The organism is Pricia sp. (genome assembly GCF_041745955.1).
GTDB lineage: Bacteria > Bacteroidota > Bacteroidia > Flavobacteriales > Flavobacteriaceae > Pricia.
Window position 1 is genome coordinate 19102 of the sequence record NZ_JBGTHY010000538.1, and the last position, 13141, is coordinate 32242.

Annotated in this window: 9 protein-coding genes; 4 read left to right on the plus strand and 5 right to left on the minus strand. The window is 44.7% G+C overall.

Going from position 1 to position 13141, the window contains the following annotated elements:
• Positions 1-163: 163 nt before the first annotated feature.
• Genes ACEW8S_RS19180 through ACEW8S_RS19190 form a run of 3 tightly spaced genes read left to right on the plus strand, consistent with a single transcriptional unit; the run spans position 164 to position 3217 of the window.
• Complete coding sequence (locus ACEW8S_RS19180) at positions 164-2365, plus strand: PAS domain S-box protein (RefSeq protein WP_373519715.1); 2202 nt, start codon at positions 164-166, stop codon at positions 2363-2365.
• A gap of 32 nt (positions 2366-2397) precedes the next feature.
• Positions 2398-2799, plus strand: coding sequence for a response regulator (locus ACEW8S_RS19185; RefSeq protein ID WP_373519716.1), 402 nt, complete (start codon positions 2398-2400; stop codon positions 2797-2799).
• A 25-nt stretch (positions 2800-2824) separates the two neighbouring features.
• Positions 2825-3217, plus strand: coding sequence for a response regulator (locus ACEW8S_RS19190; protein ID WP_373519717.1), 393 nt, complete (start codon positions 2825-2827; stop codon positions 3215-3217).
• Positions 3218-3289: 72 nt separating this feature from the next.
• Here ACEW8S_RS19190 and ACEW8S_RS19195 read toward each other — a convergent pair whose 3' ends face one another.
• Both ACEW8S_RS19195 and ACEW8S_RS19200 read right to left on the minus strand, forming a co-directional pair.
• On the minus strand, positions 3290-4675 hold the full coding sequence (locus tag ACEW8S_RS19195) for a DUF5689 domain-containing protein (RefSeq protein WP_373519718.1): 1386 nt from the start codon (positions 4673-4675) through the stop codon (positions 3290-3292).
• A 175-nt stretch (positions 4676-4850) separates the two neighbouring features.
• Positions 4851-7580: a carboxypeptidase-like regulatory domain-containing protein gene (locus ACEW8S_RS19200; RefSeq protein WP_373519719.1), complete on the minus strand. Its 2730-nt coding sequence runs from the start codon at positions 7578-7580 to the stop codon at positions 4851-4853.
• Positions 7581-7700: 120 nt separating this feature from the next.
• On the opposite strand from ACEW8S_RS19200, the gene ACEW8S_RS19205 reads away from it, so the two are divergent.
• Entirely contained in the window at positions 7701-8792 is a 1092-nt protein-coding gene (locus ACEW8S_RS19205; protein ID WP_373519720.1) for an endonuclease/exonuclease/phosphatase family protein, read from the plus strand.
• A gap of 90 nt (positions 8793-8882) precedes the next feature.
• Here the strand turns inward: ACEW8S_RS19205 and ACEW8S_RS19210 are convergent, their stop codons facing one another.
• The 3 genes from ACEW8S_RS19210 to ACEW8S_RS19220 form a co-directional block, all read right to left on the minus strand.
• Positions 8883-9476: a DUF1080 domain-containing protein gene (locus ACEW8S_RS19210; protein WP_373519721.1), complete on the minus strand. Its 594-nt coding sequence runs from the start codon at positions 9474-9476 to the stop codon at positions 8883-8885.
• Positions 9477-9631: 155 nt separating this feature from the next.
• Positions 9632-10090 carry a hypothetical protein gene (locus ACEW8S_RS19215; RefSeq protein ID WP_373519722.1) on the minus strand — a complete coding sequence of 153 codons (459 nt, stop codon included), beginning with the start codon at positions 10088-10090 and terminating at the stop codon, positions 9632-9634.
• 204 nt (positions 10091-10294) lie between these two features.
• Positions 10295-12979, minus strand: coding sequence for a TonB-dependent receptor (locus ACEW8S_RS19220; protein WP_373519723.1), 2685 nt, complete (start codon positions 12977-12979; stop codon positions 10295-10297).
• Positions 12980-13141: the final 162 nt, after the last annotated feature.

Below are 13141 nucleotides of genomic sequence, written 5' to 3' on the forward strand. Positions count from 1 at the left end.
CATAGACAGTCCATATTAAAACATTATTAAACGATAGGAATTTCCTATGTAAACTTCCCGTGTTTCAAAGGTTGAAAAATCCCATGGAAATTCCGATAATTTTAAGTAATTTCCTACATCCGAGAATTAACCGTATTTTTAACCCGCCAAACTGAAACCTACCTTGGAAACAGTATCGATTAATTTTTTGATCAAGGACTCCCCAACAGCGGTTGCCATCCTGGATTTGGACATGTGTTTTATTAGCCATTCCGAAATTTGGCAACGCCAGCTCGCACCCGATTCCGGATCCCTTATCGGCAAATCCTATTACAATATCCTTCCAAACACGCCCGAAGCCCTTCGAAAAATATATTGCGATTGCCTTAAAGGGGCATCCAATAGTAACAAAGGAAGGAAATTCATAGCCGCAAACGGAGCAATTACATGGCTCAGTTGGAAGATAAACAGCTGGAAAGACGACAATGGTAAAATAAAAGGACTGATAACTACACTAGAGGACATCACCGAGACCAAACGCAGGGAGGAACTGTTGATCAAGGCCCAAAAAGTAGCACGGATAGGAGCTTGGGAGGTAGATCTTTTTTCGGACAGGGTCTATTGGACTCAAATCACCAAGGAAATCCACGAGGTACCCCTAAATTACGTACCAAGCTTGGAGGCGGGATTGAATTTTTACAAAAAAGGCGAGCATCGGGACAATATTACCCGATTGGTAAGCGATGCCATACGTGATGGCACTCCATGGGATACCGAACTTATCATAATTACGGCGAAAGAAAATGAACTTTGGGTCAGGGCCAAGGGCGAGGTAGAAATCGTTGACGGCAGACCGGTGCGTATCTATGGTACTTTTCAGGATATCGACGAAAAAAAGAAGACCGAGCTGAATTTTCTTAAGGCCACCGAAAGATTGGCCATTGCCACCAAAGCGGCCAATGTGGGTATTTGGGACATGGATATCACCACTAAAAAATTGGTATGGGACGATAATATGTACCACCTCTACGGTATTGATAAAAAAGATTTTGAAAGTGAGTATCAGGCATGGCGGGCAGGGCTGCATCCGGACGATAGAACGCATGTTTACCAAGACATAGAATTGGCGCTATCCGGTAAAAAGGGATTCGATACCGAATTCCGTATTATATGGCCCAACGGCAAAAAAAGGCATATAAAGGCAATGGCTGTGGTACAGAGGGATGCCGATGGTAACCCCATTAAAATGACAGGTACAAATTGGGACATCACCGATCTTAAGACCGTTCAGGGCAAACTACAAAAAAGTGAGGAATCCTTTGAGGCCGCCTTCGAAAGCTCCAATATCGGAATGGCCTTGGTCGGGCTTGACGGCAAATGGATCAAGGTCAACCAAAGTCTCTGCAACAGTTTGGGCTACAGTGAAGCCGATTTGATGCAGACGACCTTTCAAGAGCTGACCCATACCGACGATTTGGATAAGGATCTAAGGCTATTTACCGAAGTTATCGAAGGAAAAAGACAGAGCTATCAAATCGAAAAACGGTATCACCACAAAAACGGACATATTGTCTATGTGATTCTGGCGGTTACGGCGGTGCGAAAAATCAACGGCAAACTATCCCATTTTATCTCCCAGATCATGGATATTTCCGCTCGGATAAACGCTGAAAAAAAGTTGAACCGTTTGGTAGACATTACCACAGAGCAGAACGATAGCCTTTTGAACTTTGCCCATATCGTCTCGCACAATCTACGATCACATTCCAGCAACCTATCAATGCTGTCCGGATTTTTGAGTACCGAGGAAAACGAAAGCGAGCAAAAGAATTTGGTTAATATGCTCCGTGACGCTTCAGAAAGTCTTAACGAAACCGTATTGCATTTGAACGAAGTGGTACAGGTAAAGGTAGATGCCCTCGACAAGATGAAACGGGTAAACCTTTACAGCACCATAATGTGCGTCGAAAAAAACCTAGGACTTCTTTTAGAGGAGAAAAATGCGGTATGTCATGTGGATATCGACAAAAACCTAGAAATCCGGGGAATATCCGCCTATCTGGATAGTATCTTTCTGAATCTATTTACCAATAGCATCAAGTATAGTTCACCTGAAAGAACACCCGTCATAACAATCGTTTCGGCACAGATCGAGGATAAGACCGTTCTTACATTTTCCGATAACGGTCTCGGTATCGACCTAAAGCGGCATGGCGATAAGCTTTTCGGAATGTACAAGACATTCCACAGAAACAAAGATGCCAAAGGAATAGGCCTGTTCATCACCAAAAACCAGATCGAGGCCATGAACGGCAGCATAGAAGTGGAGAGTACCGTCGATGTCGGCACCACTTTCAAGCTGTATTTTGATTCCGGATGCCCTTGACGGATCGATCTAAAATTGCTAAAAAAATTGAAATGAAGAAAATTAAGACAGCCTGTATCATAGATGACGATCCTATCTTTATCTATGGCACGAAACGCCTTATGGCAGAGGTGGATTTTTGCGAAACCGTTTTGGTATTCCAGAATGGGCAAGACGCTATTGATGGCCTACATAAAATTACGGAAAGCGGTGAAAAACTTCCTTGCGTAATCTTCCTAGACCTAAACATGCCGGTAATGAACGGATGGGAATTTTTGGAGGATTTCGTTAAAATCCCCAACCATAATCGGGAAAAAGTTCTTATTTATATCATCAGCTCTTCGGTCGATCCCCGGGATCTGGAACGGATAAAAAATTATGAAGTGGTCAACAACTATATTCTTAAACCCATTTCCAAGGAAGATTTGGAAAGTGCCCTTGAAAATATTTTCTAAAATCATCGCTTATATCGAACCTTTCATGAAAGCCCATACCCGAACCTGTATTATCGATGACGACGCCATTGCTGTTTTTGGCCTCAAAAGGGCCATGGCAAGTATTGACTATAAACCCGACCTATCGATTTTCGAGAACGGACTTGACGCCCTTGAAAATTTCGAGAAGCTACTGGAGAATGATTCCGAACTGCCTTCCTTAATTTTCATTGACCTGAACATGCCCGTGATGGACGGGTGGGATTTTATGGGGGAAATCACGAAGTTGATACCTGCCCAAGAAGATATGCCAGAGATTTACATCATGACCTCGTCAATTGACATCAGAGATTTGGATAAGGCTAAAACCTACGGTCTTGAAACCAATTATTTGATAAAACCGGTCTCTGCGGATGTTTTGGAGGGGATTCTTGGGTGAGGATTATCTCCTTGTATCCATTATTGAGAACAAAAGCCGAAGTGTATTTTGGCTTAGCATTAAATGCTGATTCTAATCCCGCTCCCCTGGTGTAAAGTCCTCAGGTGCATTTTGAGGTAACTTTATCGTACCTAAATCGCCCGTATCATTATAAATCGTCCATTCGCTAAAAGTATACTTTGAATTTCCTTTCTTTATGTCCGCATTTCGGGATGCCCTACCATCCTCGAATTCGTGACTCGTGCCAGTACCATCTTCACCGATAATTCCGAATACGTCTACGACTGTACCGAAGGGATCGACCAGTTCAAGATTGTCGTCGCCGTTGGAGTCCGCAGGGCTATTTTTGCCGACGGCCAAATCGGGGGCAAAGCCATATACCGCTTCAAACTCGGCAGGGTTCGGTGAGATGGTTAGCGTAGTTTCGGCACCGATCGTAAAATCGGATAGGTCTACGGTCGAGCTGATCTCGGTGTTCGCATTGGTGTAGCGACGTAACGTCCACCCTTTCAAATTTAACGGTTCCTTTGCAGCGTTATATAGTTCTACAAAACGTGCCGCTATGTTATTATCTGGGTCGGCCAATTCGGATATGAAAATAGTGGCAGAAGTAAATTCATCGACCAGATCTGCACAGCGTTCGTTGGTAAAATCAATATCCGACGGATCCCGAATGGCCAATCGGTACGTGTCATTTTCGCGCAGCAATACGCCAATGATACTTCCGTTGCCTTCGGGAAGGATTTCGGCCTGAAAATCGGAAAATCCGCTATTGAGCAAGACGAGCTCGCTATCGTTGCAATCGGTCAACGTTCGCTCGGTCTCTTCGCGTTCCAAGGCAAAAGTCTGGCCAACTACGGCATCGGACACTTCAAGACCATCAAGCCGTACAAGCGTATTGGTTAGGTTTTTTGGGATATCGGGGAAGGATATGATAGTTGGCGTAATCTCTACTTTTTCATCACAGGCCACAAAAAGATGGTTGTCCACTACCGTGGAGGGCAATCGGCCAACGGATGCATTTCCGAAGGATGTGAAAACTCCGCCGATCTTGAATATATCTTTGCTTTTTCCCAAATACAGGCCTTTTAGTTGGATATACATTTTACTGCCGACCGGATAGAACAAATGCGAATCGCGAACGTCGATCTCGATTTCAAAACCTTCGGATGGATTCACCGGACTGTCCTGAAAATGGAGTACGCTGAAGAAATTCCCTTCTTCGTCGGACGAGATTACATAGCCTTCGATGACCAGGTCTTGCTGAATTTGGAAGGTTTGGTCAACGTAAAGGTTTTTGACCTCGGCGTAGGTTGAATTGGCGACGAGTTCTGTGGGGCATTCAGTGGGCGGTGGGTCAAAGTTGCGGGATTTGGTGCAGGCCAGGGTTAACAGGGATGCGGCGAGGATAACCCTTGTCAGTTTGGCGTATCTAATACATTGTACTGTTCTTTTCATATTTTTTTGTTTATCCTACACCGGTATTTCGATCGACCCGTAGGTGCCAGACCGCTAGACGATCTGCAAGGTATGAGCGAGGCACGAGCGATCCTTGTAGGTCTGCGACACGCGTGTTCCTAATCGGCCAGACCTGCAAGGCTCCGCCTTTGACGGGAAACCTTGTAGGCCGGGTTCAAAAGCTATACGCAAAATTCAAAAAATACGTGCGCCCGTAGCCGTACCAATATTTCGGCGCGAAAGAGGGCGTTCCGCTGAGATTATCCTGTTTCAATTGTCCGTAATTACCGTTTCTGCTCTGTTCATAACCACCGGTTCGGAACACGGTATCGAACAGATTGTTGACACTGGCGAATATGCTGATGTACTTGCCTTTTTTGAGCCATGATTTACCTCCTACGAGATTTAGCAAGTAGAAGTTATCCAAGGGCTTTTGTCCCAATAGCTTATTCACATTTTCTTCCGTTGCCTCAGAAAAAGCCAGTCCCGTTTCGGGGTCGAGGTAAAAACTTCGCGTTCGGGTGATGGCCGATATACCGGCGTAGTTGTCGGCCAAATAGTTGGCGGTCATACTTATCCACCAATATTTCGGATCCCGATATTCGATGCCGACGGCATACGCTTGTTGCGGGCCCTGGGCCAATCTCAAATCCTTTATATTTGCGATACCTAAGTCACTATTGCCATCCAAATTGATAAGGTCTTCTTCCCGCCCGGCGGTATCGAAGTTGATGGTGAGGTCGGGATTGCTGGCATACAGATACTTCCCTACTGCGGCCACTCCGGTCAACTTCACCGAAGATGATACTTGAAACTCCAACCCAAGTTCGGTGCCCATATGCAGCTTGTCGAGATCGGTAAGCACTTCTTGGACAAAATCGGAACCCACGCCGGTATCGACGAAAAAGAAATTGATATCGGTAGTATTTTGAAAACGGGTATAAAATCCTGTGAGCCTTCCGGTCAATTTTGGAAGACGGAGATAATAGCTGAGGTCGACCGTCGATACGGTCTCGGTTTGGATGTCGGGTACGACGCGGTTGTTTTCCCTTGGATTGATAAACACGTTCTGCAATACCGGCGGGCGGGTCAAATAGCCGCCTTGAAGGCTCACCCCGTGCCGGCCGGTCAGGTTGTAGGTGAAGCCGGATTTGATTCCATAATCCGCGAATTTGACATTGTTGCTTGCCCCTAGCGCACTATCGGGAAACCTTTCGTTTTGAAACAGCCCTTCGCGATGATAATTCGTAGTGGCGTAATTTCCTGCGAAAAAAGCGTTCCATTTTGTATGGGTGTACCTGAACTGGCCGAAGCCATCGAATTGGGCGGCCTGCATCCTATAGTTATAATTGAAAATAGCATCCTCCTTTTTCTGGACCTCGCCGTTAAGGTCGTTCAGTGTGTCGGAAAAAGGATCGATATCCTCATAAAACTCCGCCCCCAGCAAATCGTTGATTTCCGCATAATTGTCAGAGGTCAATTTTTTATAGGTCAATCCGAAGTCCGCTTGCAAACGCTCATTGATAATCCAGTTACCGACAATATTCCCGGTAAACTGCGTGTCATCGGCAATATCATCGTATAAAACATAGGCAGCCTTTTCACGGGCATTGGCCGTATAGACCTTTTGCCAATCGAGTTGTGGATTCTGTAAAAAACCTTCTTTGGTCGTGTTGGCACTGATAAAATTGGCGCCGATCGGACTGTTGATGTAAAAACTGGGAAGGTACCGGTAATAGGTAGGATCGGGATTCGGAGCGTTATAATAGCCCAATCGGCTACGCGCATTCGTACCGAACTGATAGGAGACGCCCGTATTCAAGTTGAAATTATCCGATTCGTAAAAATGGTTCAACATCAAGATGGGTTCGGCAATGTTGCGCTCCCTTGAATTGCGGATTTTTCCATCCTGTTCGCCCCAATAGGGATTGTAGCGTTTGCCGGCCAGTTCAAAGACTTCTTCTGTAATCGCAGAGGAGCGGCCGCGGCGGTTACTGGCTAGCATGCCTGTAAAATTTAGGCTGTTCTTTTCATTGAGCTGATACTCCAGAGCCCCGAAAACGGAATAGGCATCGTACAGCGTGCCGTCGATATAGCCCTGTTTCGCCCATCTTCGGGAAGCTGAAACGCTGTAGGCAAGTCCGTTTTTCTGTACGCTGGAGGTGTAGGTCGCCATCAATCGTCCGGCATAGGTACGGTTCGAAGCGGATGCCGATAAACGGGTGCCGGGCCGCATCCCCGAAGGTCTGGTATCGATATTGGTATTCCCCAAGATTCCTCCGAAGGTATACTCTGAAGCTGCCAGACCGTTGCTGAACTGTTGATTTCGCGTTACATCATTTAAGCCTCCCCAGTTGTTCCATTGAGGACGACCGTCATAGAACTTGTTCATTGGGATACCGTTGACAAGTACCTCACCGTTTTGGGAATCGTATCCTCGTACCCGGAAGAAGGCCTGTCCGAAATCAAAGGCCGCACGATTCAGAAAGACATCACGGGTCGCTTGTAGCAATGCTGAGGAATTGGAGTTGATTTCATCGTCCAAAAGTTCGGATTCGGTAAGGCTGATGAGATTGTCGGTCTGTTCTGTTGCGATATCCCTTTCAAGATAGAGGATACCCAAATCGATGTTTTGGCCATCGATAATTATAGGAATTCTTTTAGTGACAAAATCGGATGCCGTAAGGTTCAAGATATAATCACTATTTGGAGGCATAGCAACCTCGAATCGTCCATCGCTATCCGTTGTATTTGAAATCTGAGTGGATTCGATGGTGACCACAACTCCAGAAATGGGTTTTTTAGTCCGCGTATCTATAACTGTTCCAAAAATTGTGTTATTTTCCTGCGCCAAGAGAGCAGAAGGAAAAACCAAAATCAATACAAAAACAGTCAAAAATCGCATCGGGTCAGGTTTGGTTATCGACAAAGTCAGGCAAGTTATCGAGTAGTCCGACGCTTGGACAAACAAATCCCTTGAAATGGTTTTTTATTCGTTAATTGGTGTTTTTAGTTAAATAATCCGATGAAAATCAACTTAATAATCGCTTTTTCGATATTCTCTTTTTTGGGAGCCGCCCAAGAAGAAAAGCAATACAAAATAAGGACTGTCGCATTCTATAACCTCGAAAATCTTTTCGACACCGAAAATGATACTCTCATTTTTGACGAAGACCGAACACCGGAAGGAAAGGATAACTGGACCCTTGAGCGCTACAATAAAAAACTGGACAACCTTTCAAAGGTCTTGTCCGAAATCGGTTTAGATGTCACAAAAACTTCTCCCGATATCATCGGTATTTGCGAAGTGGAAAATCTAAAGGTCATCGAGGACTTGGTCAATCATTCTACCCTATTGGCCAAGGATTATGGCGTCGTTCATTTTGATTCCCCAGATGAACGGGGTATCGATGTGGCTTTGCTCTATAAAAAGTCGGTATTCTTGCCCACTTCCTTTGACAGCCGTAGATTATTGCTTATCAACGACGATGGCAAACGGAACTACACCCGCGACCAGTTGATTGTAGGCGGACTTTTAGACGATGAGCAGTATTACTTTTTGGTCAACCACTGGCCTTCCCGAAGCGGCGGTGAAGCGCGGAGCAGACCCAATCGTATGGAAGCCGCCAAACTGAGCCGCCGGATTATTGATTCTATACAGAAATTGGATATTTCGGCCAAAATTATCGGGATGGGCGATTTTAACGATGACCCTGACAATGACAGCTTTAAAAAAATATTGAGAACCAATCCAGAGCCGGCGGATGTAGCCGAAAATGAAACTCGACCGAAAGAAATCAACCTGTTTAACCCCATGGAAAAATTATACCGAAGGGGAATCGGCTCTTTGGCGTATCGGGATAAGTGGAATCTTTTTGATCAGATTTATTTTACGGAAAATTTGGTGGACCCAGAGGATGGGAAATATCAATTTTGGAAGGCCGGGGTGTTCAATGCAACTTACCTCGTCTCAAAAAAGGGGCAATATAAAGGATATCCGTTTCGTACGTATGCTGGCGGGAGTTATGCCGGAGGGTATTCGGATCATTTTCCGGTGTTCGTGTATTTGATTCGTGAAGCCGCTACGGACTTATCATTTGGAGAGAAGCCAAAGTAAAAGTCATTACGAACTAAGTGAGGCAATCGGTTCAGCCTCGAAAGTAGAACCGATTGCCGCGTCGCGGAAAAAGGGCCTGGCAATGACGTATCAATTCAATTCCTCAATCTTAATATTCCGCCACTTCACCTTGATACCGCCCCCATCATGGATCTGTAAGGCAATGCCGCCTTCGCCCTCGCCGATCTTTTCATCGGTAAGTGTTACCATTTCGGTGCCGTTCAGCCAAGAGGTCACCGTATCACCGTCGACACGGATTTTCATTTTGTTCCATTTGCCCATTTTAAGGGCCTTGTCCTTTTCAGGGTCGGGCTTGATAAGCCAACCTCGGCCGTAGGATTCGTAAATACCGCCGGTGTCATGACCGGGAGGGGCGACCTCGACTTGCCAACCGCTCACTTGGGTACCATCGACCGTGGAGCGGATAAAGACCCCGCTATTGCCGTCGGCCTCTTGTTTGAACTCCAAACTCAATTCGAAGTTTTTGTAATGCTCATCGGTACCTAGGTAGCCGTACTGGGCATCGGGGCCGCTTTCACAAATCAGCAGACCGTCTTCGACATACCATTTTTCTGTGCCATATACCGTCCAGCCATCAAGGTTTTTCCCGTTGAAAAGATCTTGTTTTTGGGCGAAGGTCAGGGTGGTTATGAGGAGTGTTATCAGTGTTAGGATGCTTTTCATGGCGTATATCTTTTGGATTTGATTTAGTTATAGGATTTTAGAAAAATACTGCTCAAATAAAATCGACAGGTCCCAGCCGCAGAATATACTGAGCATTTCGACTCCGCCCAATATAAACTTAGCCGAAGGCCGGGAATGACAAACAAATGCTTTTTTCACGTGAACCACTGATTCCATGGGATACGACTTAAGATCAAGACCAGGCCGAGACCATAAAAGATAGTGATGCTCTTGAACTTTTTTCTGCCCTCCATAAACTTTTTATGGCGTGACCAGCCGATGGTAATCAACACGATGGCAATGATATTGATAAACGGATGTTCTACAGCCAATAATCGCGCGGGGGCATTTAGGCCGCCCATACCGAAAGACTGTATGGCTTGTAATCCGCTGGGCGACATAAAATAAAGCAAGAGCCCGACCAACAGCTGAATATGGGATAATATCAGGGCAAAAAGACTCAGGCGCAGGTCTTTTTCCATGGTAAACATCTTGTTGTTGATCCAGCCCATGATAGCGTTGGCGACGGCCAGAAAAAGTATGGCCAGTACGACATAGGCCAAGTAAGAATGAAGTGATTGTATCCATTGATAGCCTAATCCGCTTTCGGTCATTTGAATTATGTTTTAAAATCTTCTAAATGTACTGAATTTTTAATTGCACAAAAAAAAGAAGCCGTCCCATAACTAAATGAACGGCTTTTTTTGTGTTTTTTTCTTAGATCGCTATACGAGAACCGTTTTTAAATATTCGATTTCCATGAGGGTTCAAGAGGTATTGAGACAGTTTTATTAGATAAATCAGATCAGACTTGAGATTTAAAAATCATACCGTAAGGTAAGATTCCAAGTAGTACCAAATCCAAAATAAACTTGGTTAGACACGTTTAATCCGTCGTAAGTCTCATCCCCAGCTTCGACAAAGTTCGCAGTAGATGATTCTGATATATATTCAGTATCCAAAAGATTGTTTACATTGGCCCGTAGTTTTATTGATTTGGTTTTCATTGCTCCTACAGGTACCGTAAAAGTAACGCCGGCATCCAAAATAGAAAAAGATGGTAGCTCCAAGTTGTCCTTAATCGCCCCAACGTTTGCGTAAAGTTTATCGTAGAACCTATAATCCGCATCTAGGGATAGCATTTCGCCAATTCTATATACAGCTCCAAGGCCACCGGAAAATTGAGCGGCACCTCCTACTTTTCCACCATCATAGTCTTCTACTTCTTCGCTCAAAATATTCCTATTTTCATCGGAAACCCTTGTTAAAGATGCACCTTTATAAATCCAATCCCCCAAAGAGGCAAAACCGTTAAAGCTTAAGTCATTCGTGGGCCTTAATTTAAAATCTACCTCAACACCGGAATGTAATTGTTCCGCACCGAAAGTGGTATTGTAGGTCAGTACGTCATTATCATCGAAATTTGAATTGGTGACTACCCTATCCTTCCATGACGTGCGATAAAGGTTTAGGTTGGCCGAAAAAATGGAACTTGTAAAACCATACCCCGCTTCTAGACCCAAAATCTTTTCATTCTCGGTTAAAGGATTAATGGCATTCGTAAAGTTCAAGTAGATGTTATCGTGGTACGGTTGGCGCGAGTAATATCCGGTATTCACATAAAAGCTATGCTCTTCGGATGGATTGTAGCTAAAACCACCCTTAGCATTATATCCAAAATTATTCACCTTTTCCGAATCTACCCCATCGGTTATTCCGGCGGGCAAAGGCTCACCGGTCCATTGCGCAGATGTGCCATTGATAAGGTACTGGTCGGCATATTGATAATGATCGAACCTTTGGTGCGACTGATTGGAAATAGAACCCTGAAAAAACGCCGAAAATTGATTGGTTGCGTACTCCAACTGGGTGAACAGACCACCGTACGATATACGCTCGTCATTACTATAATCGGTTTTTTGTTCTTCAGGATAACTTTCGAAAGTGGCGGCCCAAGCTGAAGGTCTATAACTTTCCGTAGCCAATGAGGATTTGTACGTACCGAAAGACCCATAAGGCTGATGATCGTTATTCTGATCCAATAAACGAATATCTTCCCTCCATCCGTTCAAACCGTGAAAATCGGAAACTACTCTAAAATGTTCCCCATAATAAGTTCTTAAATCGGCACCAAAATTCAAGGTCAGATTATCCGACAATTCCTTTTCGAAATTCGTGACCATGCCGTACCAGCTATGCAAGTTCATCGAAGATCTGGTGATGTACGCCGGTTCATCCCCGAAATTAACGCCGATACCGTTGGTAACTTGGGCATTTTGGGCATAAATGGCATTGTAGTCAATTCGCCCCTCATCGGTTCGGATTCGGTTACCTAGGTTGCCCGTACCCCCACCTCGGCCCCAAGAAGCGTACAGCACGGTAGAAAGATTGGTATTTGAATTAATATTCCAGTCCCAGTTAAGGTTGGCAACGGGTTTGTGATAGAAGTTTCTGCGTTCTGTTATATACTCTCCGTTGTAGACGCCCCAGTTGTTATTGTATCTTTTACCATATTCCAAATAGTCCGAAATGGGTTTCCTGAAGTTTTGGTCATGAAATTGCGGTGCACCGGTAAGCAAAATGTTAAAGTTGTGTGAATCGTTTGGTCTATAGCCGGCAGAAATGAAATATGTTTGCCCCTCACCGAACATTCCTTCATTATAACCATCTCCCTGCCAATGGGTAAGCATGACACTGAGACCAAAGCCCTTTTCGGAAATACCAGTATTATATCCGGCTGTTGTTTTGATATAATCATCGTTCGCGATGGTCGCGTAGGCAAACCCACCCTGCTCCATCTCAGTTGCCTTGGTTACAAAGTTAACCGTACCCCCAACAGATGAAATAGCGAGTTTTGATGACCCCAAGCCTCTTTGAATTTGTATGCCATTCGCTATATCCGACATTCCAGACCAGTTCGACCAGTACATCAAACCATCTTCCATGCCGTTGATTGGTTGGCCGTTCAAGAGAAATGCCGTATTGTCCTGATCAAAACCCCTGACCCTCATATTTGAGTCTCCAAAACCGCCTGCTTGGCCCGAAACATATACAGATGGTGTATTGACTAAGGTCATGGTTACATCCTGCGTTCCAATTTTTTCCTGAATCAATTTTGCAGGAATCGAAGAAACCGCTATCGGTGTTTGTCGGTCGTTCGCAAGATCGATAATCCCAGTGCCAATGACGACCACACCATCTAACTCCTCAGAATCTGGTTGTAATACGATTTGTTCGATTTCCCCAGTTGAGGTAAATGCTATTCTCTTGGACACGAACCCAATGTAGGAAACCACCAAAGTGCCTGTATTCGAAGAAACTTCAATAGTAAACTTCCCATCAAAATCGGTAGAAGTACCGTTCGTGGTACCCTGAACAACAACACTTGCTCCGGGCAAAGGGTCGTTCAGTTCACCATCGATAACCCTTCCCGTAATCGTTCCCTGCGAAAAAGCAATCGCTGTCATTAAAAACGCAGCCATTACAAAGTAGAATTTTTTCATTTTCTTGAGTGTTAATTGTTCTTTCAATTTTGCCGCAAAAGTGACGTATTTTTTGCTCTCCAATATTAAGGGAACGTTAATTAACGTCGGAACAAAAGTAACAGAAGATAGGGATTGCTCCCACATCAAGGCAAGAATTTATACCCAGGTTATCAAGAAGTA